Here is a 13,849-nt window from a genome sequence, read left to right as displayed (position 1 = left end):
TTTTTCAGCAGAAGTGTAAAAAGGAACCGAGCAAAAAATGTAAAATTCGACTTGACGTCTACAGTAAAAACGGTTTCTGAATTAAGAAAAGCTTTTCCTCATGATTTGCAGGGCTCAAGCGGAGTATTTGTGACAAAAGAAGAAGCAATAGAAAAATTCGAACGAACGGGTTATAAAAGACACTACATAAAAGATGATGAACTAGTAAAGTTAGGAGATGAAAATGTAATTGCTGTTACCACCCAATGGGGAAAAGGAAACATATATAAATTCATTAACAGAGCAAGAGAATTTGGGTATAAAATCGACAATGAATAATTAAGAATGAGTTGGTATACATTCTCCACGAATTTGTGAAACATTGTACTTAAACAAACGGTAAGCGTTAATAAAGCAACCTTTAACCTCACTGAAGCCAAAGTATGCATTATTTTATTTACTAATGTGCATATTTTGGCTTCTTATTATCCTGTTGAGTTTTTTTTCATTGGTAAATATATTGGCGATGTGTGGTAAATCCCTTGGCGTATATTGGTAAAAAAGATGGCAAGGGTGGTAAAATCTTGTGGCGGTAATCACTTTACCGCTTTTTGCTTGGCCATGAGTTTGTTAGTATAACCTCGGATTGGCATGCTATGCTTGTATGGATGTTTCATTGAATCACTGCTCCCATTGTTTTGTGTTATAACTGGAGCAGGTGGACCAAACAAATAAAAACTCGCTAAATATTCACAAGCTTTCATTCAGTGCCCTCACGGATGTTCCGCAGGATGCGGCGATAGTATGGTTCCATAAGCCAAGTTGGCCCTTGGCTGGAATGTACTTATCTAATTTTTTTATATGTTGGATTTCCCATGCAAGCCGCCCCTCACTAAAATTCCCAAAGTAGTATTCAATGCCAGTGACTAATCGTCCATCATCTAGCCTAGCTGATGCTCCTGTATCTAAAATTACTTTAATGCAATCAGATAAATGACTGGTTGCTAATATTACCCCGATTGGCAAATTCTTTGCTGTGTATCCATGCTTTGCAAGCAAAGAGCAAATAGGTTCTTGCCTACATGCGAATTTGTCTATTTTTTTGCTTGAGTGTATAGCTAGCTGGCCGCGGTGTTTAGTGCTCCAAGATCTTGTTTCAAATTGTTTTACACCCAGCACAATTAACATCGCCCAAGGTTGCATAATAGATAGGACTTTCACTTTCCACTCCTTTCAGTGATAACACACTGCACGATCCTTTGCATGGAATGTTTAAATTCCCTACAAAAATATTTGCTATTTATTTATTGTTGACCAAGTTATCGATATCTGAAAATGCAGAGGGTTACTCAATAAACAACTCAAATAAAAGCACCGGCTGAGAACTGGGAAAAGGATTGCCAACACGATGTTATTATGGTTATCCATCTTATCACAAATATCATTTCAGTTTATGCCGTATAAACCAAGCCGATCGTGGCGTTTGACTTCAATAAATAGAATGACAAAGCCACATGACCTTTTATCAGATATGCGGCTTGTTTAATCGATATTCGATTATTGTAAAACGGAGTATCAATGAACTCGCGTTTACGATACAGTGGGAGTCAGGTAATCTTCCAGTGCCTGTTGCAGTGTAGCTTTTGTTTCTGCTTTATTTTCAAACGATAATCCGAGTTTGGTGATTGTCCGTACAATTTCAGGACGCAGCCCTGTGATTACACACTCGCATCCCATCATATTCGCCCCGTCGATGATCCTCATCATATGGTGGATCACTTCCGTCTCCATTTGGGCGATTCCGGAGAGATCCATGACCAAGGTTTGAATCCGCAGCCTGGCAATTTCCATTAACGCTTTCTCTTCAATCGTGTTCGACCTAAATAAGTCGATTTTCCCTATTAAAGGCAGCACGCATACTTTTGCGGTAATAGGTATGATCGGCACGGAAAGATCTTCAACCATCGCCTGCTGTGATTTAATCAAATCGTCTTTAAATTCGGAATAACTCAGGAAAAAACCGTTCAAGAACTGGTCGATTCGGTCGTTGACTTGTCGTTCGAGCTTATAAAAGTTCTCACGAGACGTTTCACCTTCAGTCTCTTGATCAAATTTTTCCAGAAAATGCCACAACGTCCTGCGGATGGCTTGCACCCATTCAAGCTTAAAGGCTAACGTCAAATTATGTTTGGCCCACGAAACGCCTTCTATTCTGGCGAACTCATTCAATGATACATTTTGCTCACCGATTGAATACATTACTAACTTATGTGCGTTATTCAAGAGGTCGATGTTTCCGACTAACAAAATTTCTTCAATCTTTTCACGCACATTAACTGCTTCGCTCAATAGTTTCTCTTGAAAATCGTTACTATTATTACTGAAATATTCTGCATATTGTTTTTCCATGGTTAGCACCATTTGGTTCACTCCTATTCCGCATTATCAACTTGGTAATAGTTTTCTTCTATTGTATCAACTATTTGATAGACGGACTATTATTAAGTGTTGCGTCTCGAGTTTGACTATCTGCCTAAAAGTTGAACTAGTAGACTATTACACACTATCTCCGAAACCGAAAAAGAGCAGCTCAGCCTGCGTTCACGTTGAATATAAATAAAGCCTTCTCGACGAGAGAAGGCTTTATCTACGCGCATATTTATTTAACTTCGACTGTTGTTTTTTTATGATCATGTATTTCTTCGCCTTTTTCAACATGAATTTTCAAGTGATAAACACCTGGAGATGAAAAAGATGTATTCACAAAATAATCACCATTACTTGCTTCGCTTGCATCTATGAACTCATGCTTCTCCTCATTTTCCTTCCATAGTTCAAACCGAACATTCGCTTGTGTTAAAGGCTGATTTTCGCTTTGAATATTGGCAGATAAATCAACATCTTCATTAACAGAGACGATAGTTGGAACACTTATGTTGATGGAAGCACTGCTATGATGGTGATCTTCCGCAGCATGTTCATCATCATGCTCTCGAGCTTGCTCTTCATGATGATGCTCCTCTGCAGATTCTTGATGTTGGTGGTCTTTTGCACTTTCCTTCTGTTCAGCTTCATTTTGTTTGCTAGGTTGATTTGCTTCATTTGAACAACCTGCCAGTATTATAAATAAAGAAAATAATGAGAACAGTAACGTTTTCATGATAGTCATCCTTTACTTGCTTAGTAGCATTACATTTTTAACATACGCAAGTTAATTATAACAAAAATCACTTTTAAAAACTGTGTGTTCTGTGAACAAAAGCGCAGTAAACCTTATAATGAAAACAATCCTGTCCCTGAGTGCGGGGATTGTTACGTTTCAGAACGACAATGCAGAACATAAAAAAGAATGCCGCCGAAAAGATTAACAATCATTTCGGGAGCATTCTCAATATGACAAATATGCAATAAATGTGATTGAAATGTGATTTTTTTCGAATTAAGGACTGCGAAAACAGCCCTCAATCCTTGGTGTATCAACGTTTATGGGAACGTTATTACATCATGCCGCCCATTCCACCCATGCCGCCCATATCAGGCATTGCAGGAGCTTTTTCTTCCGGCTTGTCAGCAACAACAGCTTCTGTTGTTAAGAACATAGCCGCTACAGATCCAGCATTTTGAAGGGCTGAACGTGTAACTTTAGTTGGGTCAACGATACCAGCTTCGATCATGTTTACCCATTCGCCTGTAGCTGCGTTGAAGCCAGTTCCAACTTCTTCGCGCTTTAAGCGTTCAACGATAACAGATCCTTCAAGGCCGGCATTGTGGGCGATTTGGCGTACAGGCTCTTCGATTGCGCGCAATACGATGCTGACACCTGTTGCTTCGTCACCTTCAGCATTGATAGCTGCAACTTTATTGTATACATTTAGAAGCGCTACTCCACCACCGGATACAATACCTTCTTCAACAGCAGCACGAGTAGAGTTCAAAGCATCCTCAATGCGAAGCTTGCGCTCTTTAAGCTCAGTTTCAGTAGCTGCACCAACTTTAACAACCGCTACTCCGCCAGCTAATTTAGCCAGGCGCTCTTGTAATTTTTCACGGTCAAATTCAGAAGTTGTTTCTTCCATTTGAACGCGGATTTGGTTGACGCGGGCTGCGATTTCAGCAGAATCCCCTGCACCTTCAACGATTGTAGTGTTTTCTTTTGAAACAACGACTTTAGAAGCGCGTCCCAAAGATTCAATTGTTGCAGATTTAAGGTCACGGCCAAGCTCTTCAGTGATCACTTCACCGCCAGTCAGAATCGCGATATCTTCAAGCATTGCTTTACGGCGGTCACCGAAGCCAGGAGCCTTAACAGCAACTGCATTGAATGTTCCGCGAAGCTTGTTGACTACTAATGTAGCAAGAGCTTCCCCTTCAACATCTTCAGCAACGAGCAATAAAGGCTTGCCTTGTTGAACCACTTGCTCAAGAACAGGAAGGATTTCCTGGATGCTTGAGATTTTCTTGTCAGTGATTAAAATGTATGGATTTTCAAGAACAGCTTCCATTTTGTCTGAATCAGTTACCATGTATGGAGATGCATATCCACGGTCAAATTGCATACCTTCCACGACATCCAATTCAGTTGTGAAGCCTTTGGATTCTTCAATTGTGATAACACCGTCGTTACCAACGCGCTCCATTGCTTCAGCGATTAATTGGCCAACCTCTTCGTCAGCAGCAGAAATAGCAGCAACCTGGGCAATGGAAGCTTTTCCTTCGATTGGCTTGGAAATAGCTTTCAATTCTTCGATTGCAGTGTTAACTGCTTTTTCAATCCCTTTGCGAATCCCCATTGGGTTAGCACCCGCAGTTACGTTTTTAAGACCTTCACGAATCATCGCTTGGGCGAGCACTGTAGCTGTAGTTGTACCGTCACCGGCAACATCATTCGTTTTGCTGGCAACTTCAGCAACAAGCTTTGCACCCATGTTTTCAAAAGCATCTTCCAATTCGATTTCTTTTGCGATTGTTACACCGTCATTTGTGATAAGCGGAGAACCGAATTTTTTCTCAAGAACCACGTTGCGCCCTTTTGGCCCAAGAGTTACTTTTACCGCGTTTGCAAGAGCATCGACTCCACGAAGCATCGCACGGCGAGCGTCTTCACTAAATTTAATGTCTTTTGCCATTTGTAAAACCCTCCTCAAATATTGATGAATGAGATAATCTTCAAACTATCCTGGATGGTGCTTACTTGCCGACTACAGCAAGAACATCATTTTCGCGAAGAATTAAATATTCAGTACCTTCGTATTTTACTTCTGTACCAGCATATTTGGAGAAGATAATTCGGTCGCCCACGGAGACTTCAAGAGCAACGCGTTCGCCGTTAGGAAGATCGCGGCCAGAACCTACAGCAACAACTTTTCCTTCTGAAGGCTTCTCTTTCGCTGTATCCGGTAATACGATACCGCTTGCAGTTTTTTCTTCACTCTCCACAAGCTCAATAACAATACGGTCACCTAGTGGCTTTAACAAGTGAAACAACCTCCTCTAAATAATATGTAATATTGTTTTTATTAGCACTCTTACCAACTGAGTGCTAACACAATTATTATAATAATTAATTCAATTCTTTTTTGCAAGCAGGAACATTGAAATTTTTAAAAGAAAATGGGAAGTCCATTTTTGATCTCATGAAGCTTTAAAATAAGGGCATTCTAAATAGGCAAAAATAATACGACAACCTTTACAGTATATAACACTTGTCCACGAGTTATGCCCGTTCAGTGTAAAATTGCAACTCCAGTCCTTACTGTTTGAAACATCGGACCGATTATTAGTAAAATAGGACAGAGTATATTTTCGTAACATAAAGGAGTTATTTGATTGAAAAAGGAATACTGGATCATTTTAATTGCGTATATTACGATGCAGGTTTCCAGCCTGGCAGGCGTTCCCCTTATCGTTTATATAGGTGTACTTCTTGGAAGAAACAGCGCGGAAATGCAGCAATTGGCGATTCCTTACTGGATCGTCATCAGTTTTTCGCTGACGCTGCTGATTGTGCTCTTTTTATTAAGAAATGACAGGAAAGCAGAGCAGAACGATGAACGGCACTTAGCCTCCCCTTTTGTCTCAATTGCCTGGGCGGTGGGCGGAGTCTTTATTGCACTTTTTGCCCAATCATTAGCCGCTGCAATTGAAGGTATGCTTGGCATAGAAATGGGATCTGAAAACACTCAGCAAATTCTCGGATTAATTCAAACCTTTCCAATTGTGATTATCGTAAGTTCGATCATCGGCCCGATCCTGGAAGAAATTGTTTTTAGGAAGATTTTATTCGGTGCCCTCTACAAAAGGATGAACTTCTTTATTGCCGCTTTAATCAGCTCCGTCATTTTTGCTGTCGCCCATTTTGAGCTGGAGCATATCATTCTTTACTCCGCGATGGGTTTCACGTTCGCTTTTCTCTATGTACAAACGAAAAGAATACTCGTACCGATATTTGCCCATGTCGCCATGAATACTCTGGTGGTCGTGATTCAGCTTAACTAGGACAAACTGGAAAAATGGCTTCGGGAGGCAGAACAAATTCAAAGCTTTATTGGAGGATTTTAAATGAGGCAGTCTCCCTTGATTTCAGGGATTATCTACATGGTATTAGGATTGTTGTTCACTTATTTTGCGGTCCAAAACGTCCATCAACATGGCTGGGGTTTTTTCAGCTATTTGCTTGTTTTGTTGGCGACCTTTGACTTTGGCTCAGGACTAAGAATGGTTATCCTGCACTTCAAATTACAAAAAGTAAAGAAACAACAATAACATCTTTTGTACATGCTCAGAAAAGCCTCCTTCGATATGAAAGAGGCTTTTCCCATTTTTTCCAAGCTTGTAAGTCCAAGAATCTTATTCTTCGATTTCTGTCGGGTAATGCTTTAAAAAGTAGACAAGCGACTGCAATTCAACTGCCAAATCAATATGATGAACGCGGATTGAAGCCGGAATATTCAATCTGGCTGGAGTGAAGTTCAATATCCCTTTTACATTGGCCTGGACGAGCCTGTCCGTAATCGGCTGGGCAACAGGGGCCGGGACAGTTAAAATGGCAACTTGGATATCGTCTGAAACGATATGTTTTTCCATTTCATCCATATGGTAAATGGGAACATCGCCAATCGTTGTACCCACTTTGCTCTCATCCACATCAAACGCAACCTCTATTTTTGTATTATTATTTTTAAGGAAGTTGTAATGCAAAAATGCAGTCCCCAAATTCCCGACTCCAATTAAGGCCACCTTTGTCAGCTCATCCTGGTCAAGCGTCTTCCGGAAAAAAGATAATAAATAATTAACATTATATCCGTAGCCTTTTTTCCCTAATGCACCAAAATAGGAAAAATCCCTGCGGATTGTTGCAGAGTCAACCTTTACAGCTTCACTTAATTCAGCAGAGGAAACTCTCTGTTTTCCCGATAAATGCAGATTTTTTAAAAACCGGTAGTATAAAGGCAGCCTTTTAGCGGTTGCCTGTGGAATTTTTACCGTTTCATTCGCCAATGTGATCCCCGCCCTCTTCTTGGTTTGTGCTATATAGTATCTTCTCTAAAAAAATCTCCGTTTTTTCCACCCGTTTTTTCAACTAAGTATGTTTTCCCGATAACCATGCCTTTATCGACTGCTTTGCACATATCATACACGGTTAATGCACAAGCAGAAGCAGCTGTGAGCGCTTCCATTTCAACTCCTGTACTTCCTTTTGTTTTTACGGTAGCATGAATGCATAGAGTATAATCCTGTTGTTCGTTTTCCCAGGATAATGTGATATCAATCCCTGTTAATGGAATGGGATGGCACATCGGAATGATCTCCGCGGTTTTTTTCGCTGCCATGATGCCAGCCACCTGGGCCACCGCCAGGACATCACCCTTTTTCACTTCATTGCGGGTTATTTTTTCATAGATAACCTGGTTTACGGTTATGCTTGAGCGCGCGATTGCCGTTCGAACCGTCTCCGGCTTGCTGCTTACATCGACCATCTTCGCTCTTCCTTCTTCATTAAAATGAGTAAAATCTGACATTGTCGCTACACCTCACAACAAAATCATACACTATTTTGACATTTTTGTGTAAACTTTGTACTTTTTTTCACAAAATCACTGTTATTGCTCCCCCTCTGGGAATGCGATACACTATTTCTAAGGCAATTGAGGTGAAAAATAAATGATATTACTACAGGTTAACCAACTATCAAAATATTTTGGCGCTGATCTTATTTTATCGAATATAAAGCTTGAATTACAAACTCGGGACCGAATTGCTCTTGTCGGCAGAAACGGAGCAGGAAAATCCACGCTATTAAAAATTATCGCCGGGCAGATGTCGTATGATCAAGGCGAGATCATCAAGCCGAAAGGAGTTTCGATCGGATATCTGGCACAAGACAGCGGTTTAGAATCCGCGATGTCGATTTGGGATGAAATGTTAACTGTATTTGAGCCGCTCCGGAAAATGGAAACAGAGCTGCGCAGCCTCGAGGCGAAGATGTCTGACCCTTCCACGCTAGAAGATTCGCGGCTTTATCACAAAATCCTTAATGAATATGACCAACTCCAGCTGCAATTTAAAGAAAATGGCGGCTATCAATACGAAGCTGATATTCGTTCTGTTTTACATGGACTAAACTTTCAATCCTTTGATTATTCAACGAAAATCGCCAGCTTAAGCGGAGGACAGAAAACGCGTCTCGCACTCGGTAAGCTGTTATTAAAAAAGCCTGATATCTTGATTTTGGACGAGCCGACAAACCATCTTGATATTGAAACCCTTTCATGGCTCGAGCAATATCTACAAGGTTATGAGGGCGCCATCCTGATCGTTTCACATGACCGCTACTTTTTAGATAAAGTTGTCAATCAGGTCCATGAGTTATCGCGTATGCATATCCAGAAGTATTCAGGAAACTACAGCATGTACCTTGAGAAAAAGGCAGAAATGTACGAGCAACAAATGAAGCAGTTCGAAAAGCAGCAAGATGAAATTGCAAAGCTGCAGGAATTTGTCCAGCGAAACCTTGCGAGGGCTTCAACAACAAAAAGGGCGCAAAGCCGCCGAAAAAAGCTGGAGAAGATGGAGGTAATGGACAAGCCCCCCGGGGACGAAAAGTCTGCTTCTTTTTCGTTTGATATTGAACGCCAAAGCGGAAACGACGTCTTAAAAGCAGAGAATGTTGCGATTGGCTATGGGAATGAAAAAATCTCCGAGGCCATCTCGTTCAGGCTGACCAGAGGGGAAAGCATCGCTTTAGTCGGGCCAAATGGAGTCGGAAAGTCGACTCTTCTAAAAACGATCGTTAAGAAGCTCCCTGTACTGGCCGGAGACATCCATTACGGTTCAAATGTTTCAATCGGTTATTATGATCAGGAACAGGCAGAATTAACATCGAATAAACGTGTCTTGAATGAACTATGGGATGAATACCCATCGAAAACTGAAAAAGAAATCAGAACCATCCTCGGCAATTTTTTATTTACAGGTGATGATGTGTTAAAAACCGTGTCAACATTGAGTGGCGGCCAAAAAGCAAGGCTTGCGCTCGCCAAACTAATGATCGAAAAAGCCAACTTTTTAATTCTCGATGAGCCAACAAACCATCTCGACCTGGACAGCAAAGAGATCCTCGAAAACGCCCTTGTTGATTACCCCGGAACGATTCTTTTCGTTTCGCATGACCGTTATTTTATTAACCGCATCGCGACGAAAGTGATTGAACTGAATAAACATGGTGCTACTGAATTTCTTGGAGATTACGATTACTTCATTGAAAAAAAGCTGGAGATCAAAGAGCTGCGCGCCCTTGAGGAGGAAGAAAAGGGCTTTGCCGCTGCAATACCTGCAAAGCAGGATAAAAATGCTTTCCGCCAGGATAAAGAAGCAAAAAAACTTGAACGCCAGCGGCTGAGAAGAGTCGAAGAGATTGAAGAAACGATTGAAAAGCTGGAAGAGAAAATTGCTGAAAACGAACAGCTTTTATGCGAGCCGGATATTTATCAAGATCACGAGAAGGTTTTAAAAATCAATGAGGAAAACAATTCAGCCAAAACTCAGCTTGAGGCTTTAATGGAAGAATGGGCTGAATTAGCGGAAAATTAATATAAGGCATCCCACATTACATTTTTGGGATGCCCTTTTTTATTTCCTTCCGAACTATTTTTATACACAAATTTATCCACAATCCTTCTCTTTATTTCACAAGCTTGCAAGTGTTTATCCACATCACCCACAAAACCCGGCTGATTTATCCACATTATTCACAAGGAAACGACTGAATAATTCAACTTATCCACAAAAAAACTCCCGTTACAGGGAGCTTCCGTTTATTCATTGTGGATAGCTAAATCTAAACTTGGGTTGGCATTCAAAGCCAAATTAGCCCTGATCCCTTTTTCATATAAAATACTTCCGGCTGCCGCAATCATGGCTGCATTATCGGTGCAGAGAGACAATGGCGGAATCACTAGTTCTATACCCGGCATTTCATTAAATGCTTCGCTAAGCTTGTTTCGTAACCCTTTATTGGCCGCCACACCCCCAGCCAGCAAAACCTGCTTTACATTAAACTCTTTTACCGCGGCAAGCGTTTTTGTCACGAGCACGTCAATGACGCTCTCCTGAAAACTAGCAGCAAGGTCCTCTGGAGCAATGTGTTCACCCCGCTGTTCAGCGTTATGGACAGCATTGATCACTGCAGACTTCAAGCCGCTAAAACTAAAATCGTATGAGCCTTCTTCCAGCCAAGCCCTTGGAAGGTTGATTATCGGTCTGCCTTCGTGTGCCAGCCGGTCAATATGGGGTCCACCCGGATATGGCAGCTTCAATGTTCTTGCTACTTTATCATAAGCTTCCCCTGCAGCATCATCTCTCGTTTCACCAATTACTTCAAAATGGCCATGCTCTTTCATATATACAAGCTCGGTATGGCCTCCGGAAACAACAAGTGAAACAAGAGGAAATTTCATTTCTGCCACAAGGCGATTCGCATAAATATGCCCGGCAATATGGTGCACACCGATCAGCGGTATGCCATGGGCAAACGCAAGTGCCTTTGCAGCATTTACGCCGACAAGCAGCGCCCCGACAAGCCCGGGCCCTTCGGTAACAGCTATCGCGTCAAGATCTTCAAATCCGATCCCTGACTGCTTCATGGCTTCTTCTATAACAATCGTTATTTGTTCCACATGATGGCGCGAGGCAATTTCAGGTACTACTCCCCCAAATCTTTTATGGCTTTCAATTTGAGAAGCAACAACATTCGCTGCAATTTGGGTACCATTCTTGACGATCGCTACTGCTGTTTCATCACAGCTCGTCTCAATTCCCATTATCCATTGATCTTTTTTCATGTTAAATTCACCCACATTACTAATGCATCCTCTTGGTTATCCGTATAGTAATTTTTTCGGATTGCGCCATCCTGAAAACCAAGCTTCCGGTAAAGAGATTGAGCAACATAATTGGAAACCCGAACCTCAAGTGTCGCCGTCCGGGCCCCAAGCTCCTTTGCTACACTGATCATCTTTTGCATGAGAGCTTCACCAAGCTTTTTTCCACGATAGCCCGGAAGCAGCGCTATGTTTGTGATATGTGCTTCATCAACAACGATCCAGGCTCCACAGTAGCCGACTATCTGATTGCCATCTTCTAAAACAATGTAAACAGCAAATTGGTTGGTCGTGATCTCATTCATAAAAGCGTCACGGCTCCACGGCGTGGCAAACGATTCATGTTCAATGATTAATACCTGGTCAATGTCCTCTTCTTTCATAAAACGGAACGATAAAGACTCATCCATGTTTCTTAACCTTCTATTCCTTAATTTTGCTTATTTCTCTCCAGCCAATTCGCTTCCGCTTCCGCTAAGCGAATATAATTGGGGACGAACGAATGAACCTCTTCACCTTCCCGCAAACTCCCCAACAACGCAAGCTCAGAAGGCCGCGGATTCAGCTCGGTTATTTCCGCAAAAACAGCCTGCTTACCTAAAGTTTCTTCAATAATTGATCGATGGAGAGGGAGATCATTCCCTGTGAAAAGAATTGGCTTATTTAAGCTCATTAGCCCGTTCGCCCAATCCACACTTAAAACAAGTTGGTCTTTGTGCAGCGTAACGGGTTTTCCATTTTCGAATTGATACAACCCAGTATAGATTTGTCCCCTGCGCGCATCAAATAGCGGTGACACAGCACCGTTAAAATATCGCCCCGACGAGGCGGCCAACACCTCAAGGCTCGATACTCCGACCAATGGAATCTTTAATGTCCATGCCAATGTCTTTGCTATCGATACCCCAATCCTGACCCCGGTGTAGGAACCCGGCCCTTTCGCCACAACAATCTTTGTTAAGTCCGCTGGCTGCAAATTACATTCTTTCATCAACTCTTCAATTGCTGGCATAACCCGGACAGAATGGTTTTTCTTAAGGTTGGTAATATATTCACCGATTACTTTATTTTCGTCAAGAAGCGCCACTCCCAATATATAATTAGAAGTATCAACCGCTAATACCTTCATTTGAAAATCTCCTTGCATATTTCCTCGTAATGCTGTCCCTTCGGCTCCAGTATGATCTTTCTTTCATTGTTCCCAACATGATATAAAAAAATGGTTAACAGCTCTTCAGGCAACTGATCACGAATGAGGTGCGCCCATTCAACAACGGTTACGCCATCACCTTCAAAATATTCATCAAAACCCAAATCTTCAAATTCATCTTCGACCCGGTAAACATCCATATGGTACAAAGGTATTCTCCCTTTATATTCTTTAATAATGGTAAAAGTCGGACTATTAACATTTTTTGTGATTCCCAAGCCAGCCGCCAGCCCTTTAGTAAAGGTCGTTTTACCGGCTCCCAGGTCTCCTTCAAGCGCAATAACATCGCCCGGTTGAAGCAACCCGCCTAATTGCCTGGAAAAATCCTCAGTATCTTCAGGTTTTACTGATAAAAACTCATACCGGTTCATCTTCTGTTCACCCATCTCATACCCCTGTTTTTCTAGTTATACAAAAAAACCTTAGGACTTTTCCTAAGGAAATTGATTCTATATGTAGTTTACATGATTTTAAGCCAATGAGCAAAACACGGTTACTTAATACGATTGCTTGTCGTTTAAATAACGAACAGCGACCCAGTTTAGATTGAATAACCGGAAATTCAGCTTCATTTATAATCAAAATATAATCAAACTCAATACAATAGACCGATTTTGGTTGCAAACAACTATCATTTCACCTATATATTTCCACATATTTGATGATATTGGTATTTTAGAAATTAATTAAGCGAAAATTCGAGGGAATCTCGCGAAAATCCCGTTGATTTAAGCGAAAAAATCGAGAATTAAGCGAAAACCGGTGTTATTTAAGCGAAACGCTAAAAATAGCTATAAACGCTGATGACATAAAAAAAGACGAAACAATGTTTCGTACAGATTCACTCTTATGAAGTAAATGGCGGTCCCGACCGGGATCGAACCGGCGATCTCCTGCGTGACAGGCAGGCATGTTAACCGCTACACCACGGGACCACTTATTTGTAAATGGATTATTGCGGGGGCAGGATTTGAACCTGCGACCTTCGGGTTATGAGCCCGACGAGCTACCGGGCTGCTCCACCCCGCGTCGATAGTATATAATAATATATTGGCGATGCTCTTTGATTACACTGGGCCGCCCCGATTTCGGGAAGCTTATTCAAGTAGCGGCTCAATCGGTGCGCTGTGGCTGATTCGATGATGATTATTCGATCGTGCTCCACCCCGCGTCGATAGTATATAATAATGTATTGACTATGCTCTTTGATTACACTGGGCCGCCCCGATTTCGGGAAGCTTATTCAAGTAGCGGCTCAATCGGTGCGCTGTGGCTGATTCGA

Annotated in this window: 14 protein-coding genes, 2 tRNA genes and 1 pseudogene; 4 read left to right on the top strand and 13 right to left on the bottom strand. The window is 41.7% G+C overall.

The window, feature by feature from the left end:
• Nucleotides 1-318, top strand: a 318-nt coding sequence (locus CU633_RS23110) for a hypothetical protein (protein ID WP_219620966.1), incomplete at its 5' end; no start/stop codon positions are given.
• A 411-nt stretch (nt 319-729) separates the two neighbouring features.
• Here the strand turns inward: CU633_RS23110 and CU633_RS15345 are convergent.
• From CU633_RS15345 to groES, 5 genes are all read right to left on the bottom strand, one after another.
• Nucleotides 730-1,200: an ASCH domain-containing protein gene (locus tag CU633_RS15345; RefSeq protein WP_101661469.1), complete on the bottom strand. Its 471-nt coding sequence runs from the start codon at nt 1,198-1,200 to the stop codon at nt 730-732.
• Nucleotides 1,201-1,569: 369 nt separating this feature from the next.
• Nucleotides 1,570-2,400: an STAS domain-containing protein gene (locus CU633_RS15340; RefSeq protein WP_101661468.1), complete on the bottom strand. Its 831-nt coding sequence runs from the start codon at nt 2,398-2,400 to the stop codon at nt 1,570-1,572.
• 238 nt (nt 2,401-2,638) lie between these two features.
• The gene (locus CU633_RS15335; RefSeq protein ID WP_180954990.1) at nt 2,639-3,139 is read right to left on the bottom strand and encodes a FixH family protein; all 501 of its coding nucleotides are present in this window, start codon (nt 3,137-3,139) and stop codon (nt 2,639-2,641) included.
• Nucleotides 3,140-3,476: 337 nt separating this feature from the next.
• Complete coding sequence (gene groL / locus CU633_RS15330; protein WP_101661466.1) at nt 3,477-5,105, bottom strand: chaperonin GroEL; 1,629 nt, start codon at nt 5,103-5,105, stop codon at nt 3,477-3,479.
• 61 nt (nt 5,106-5,166) lie between these two features.
• Nucleotides 5,167-5,454 (bottom strand): co-chaperone GroES, encoded by a 288-nt coding sequence (gene groES / locus CU633_RS15325; RefSeq protein WP_101661465.1) that lies wholly within the window; start codon nt 5,452-5,454, stop codon nt 5,167-5,169.
• A gap of 351 nt (nt 5,455-5,805) precedes the next feature.
• On the opposite strand from groES, the pseudogene CU633_RS15320 reads away from it, so the two are divergent.
• A pseudogene (locus tag CU633_RS15320) lies at nt 5,806-6,537 on the top strand (CPBP family intramembrane glutamic endopeptidase).
• Entirely contained in the window at nt 6,538-6,741 is a 204-nt protein-coding gene (locus CU633_RS15315) for a YdiK family protein (protein ID WP_101661464.1), read from the top strand.
• A gap of 84 nt (nt 6,742-6,825) precedes the next feature.
• On the opposite strand, the gene CU633_RS15310 is transcribed toward CU633_RS15315, so the two are convergent.
• A complete protein-coding gene (locus CU633_RS15310; RefSeq protein WP_101661463.1) occupies nt 6,826-7,476 on the bottom strand; it encodes a redox-sensing transcriptional repressor Rex in 651 nt (216 codons plus the stop codon).
• 29 nt (nt 7,477-7,505) lie between these two features.
• Nucleotides 7,506-7,997, bottom strand: coding sequence for a cyclic pyranopterin monophosphate synthase MoaC (moaC, locus tag CU633_RS15305; protein WP_101661462.1), 492 nt, complete (start codon nt 7,995-7,997; stop codon nt 7,506-7,508).
• Nucleotides 7,998-8,139: 142 nt separating this feature from the next.
• On the opposite strand from moaC, the gene CU633_RS15300 reads away from it, so the two are divergent.
• Complete coding sequence (locus CU633_RS15300; RefSeq protein ID WP_101661461.1) at nt 8,140-10,068, top strand: ABC-F family ATP-binding cassette domain-containing protein; 1,929 nt, start codon at nt 8,140-8,142, stop codon at nt 10,066-10,068.
• A 224-nt stretch (nt 10,069-10,292) separates the two neighbouring features.
• Here the strand turns inward: CU633_RS15300 and tsaD are convergent, their stop codons facing one another.
• From tsaD to CU633_RS15270, 6 genes are all read right to left on the bottom strand, one after another.
• On the bottom strand, nt 10,293-11,318 hold the full coding sequence (gene tsaD / locus CU633_RS15295) for a tRNA (adenosine(37)-N6)-threonylcarbamoyltransferase complex transferase subunit TsaD (protein WP_101661460.1): 1,026 nt from the start codon (nt 11,316-11,318) through the stop codon (nt 10,293-10,295).
• Nucleotides 11,315-11,767, bottom strand: a complete 453-nt coding sequence (gene rimI / locus CU633_RS15290) for a ribosomal protein S18-alanine N-acetyltransferase (protein ID WP_101661459.1) — start codon at nt 11,765-11,767, stop codon at nt 11,315-11,317. Before rimI ends, tsaD begins: the two co-directional genes overlap by 4 nt.
• A 20-nt stretch (nt 11,768-11,787) precedes the next feature.
• Nucleotides 11,788-12,486 carry a tRNA (adenosine(37)-N6)-threonylcarbamoyltransferase complex dimerization subunit type 1 TsaB gene (gene tsaB, locus CU633_RS15285; protein WP_101661458.1) on the bottom strand — a complete coding sequence of 233 codons (699 nt, stop codon included), beginning with the start codon at nt 12,484-12,486 and terminating at the stop codon, nt 11,788-11,790.
• A complete protein-coding gene (gene tsaE, locus CU633_RS15280; RefSeq protein WP_101661470.1) occupies nt 12,483-12,938 on the bottom strand; it encodes a tRNA (adenosine(37)-N6)-threonylcarbamoyltransferase complex ATPase subunit type 1 TsaE in 456 nt (151 codons plus the stop codon). Before tsaE ends, tsaB begins: the two co-directional genes overlap by 4 nt.
• Before the next feature lie 488 nt (nt 12,939-13,426).
• A tRNA-Asp gene (locus tag CU633_RS15275) sits at nt 13,427-13,502 on the bottom strand.
• A 20-nt stretch (nt 13,503-13,522) separates the two neighbouring features.
• Nucleotides 13,523-13,596, bottom strand: a tRNA-Met gene (locus CU633_RS15270).
• Nucleotides 13,597-13,849: the final 253 nt, after the last annotated feature.

The organism is Bacillus sp. V3-13 (assembly GCF_002860165.1).
GTDB lineage: Bacteria > Bacillota > Bacilli > Bacillales > Cytobacillaceae > Bacillus_BJ.
Note: the sequence above shows the minus strand (reverse complement) of the source record. Positions and strands in the feature narration are given on the sequence as shown.

Bases quoted from the DNA above. Each gene is read 5' to 3' on its own strand.
- CU633_RS15340 (WP_101661468.1), bottom strand. From the start codon at position 2,400: ATGGTGCTAACCATGGAAAAACAATATGCAGAATATTTCAGTAATAAT.
- CU633_RS15335 (WP_180954990.1), bottom strand. From the start codon at position 3,139: ATGAAAACGTTACTGTTCTCATTATTTTCTTTATTTATAATACTGGCA.
- groL (WP_101661466.1), bottom strand. From the start codon at position 5,105: ATGGCAAAAGACATTAAATTTAGTGAAGACGCTCGCCGTGCGATGCTT.
- CU633_RS15315 (WP_101661464.1), top strand. From the start codon at position 6,538: ATGAGGCAGTCTCCCTTGATTTCAGGGATTATCTACATGGTATTAGGA.
- moaC (WP_101661462.1), bottom strand. From the start codon at position 7,997: ATGTCAGATTTTACTCATTTTAATGAAGAAGGAAGAGCGAAGATGGTC.
- CU633_RS15300 (WP_101661461.1), top strand. From the start codon at position 8,140: ATGATATTACTACAGGTTAACCAACTATCAAAATATTTTGGCGCTGAT.
- tsaD (WP_101661460.1), bottom strand. From the start codon at position 11,318: ATGAAAAAAGATCAATGGATAATGGGAATTGAGACGAGCTGTGATGAA.
- rimI (WP_101661459.1), bottom strand. From the start codon at position 11,767: ATGGATGAGTCTTTATCGTTCCGTTTTATGAAAGAAGAGGACATTGAC.
- tsaB (WP_101661458.1), bottom strand. From the start codon at position 12,486: ATGAAGGTATTAGCGGTTGATACTTCTAATTATATATTGGGAGTGGCG.
- tsaE (WP_101661470.1), bottom strand. From the start codon at position 12,938: ATGAACCGGTATGAGTTTTTATCAGTAAAACCTGAAGATACTGAGGAT.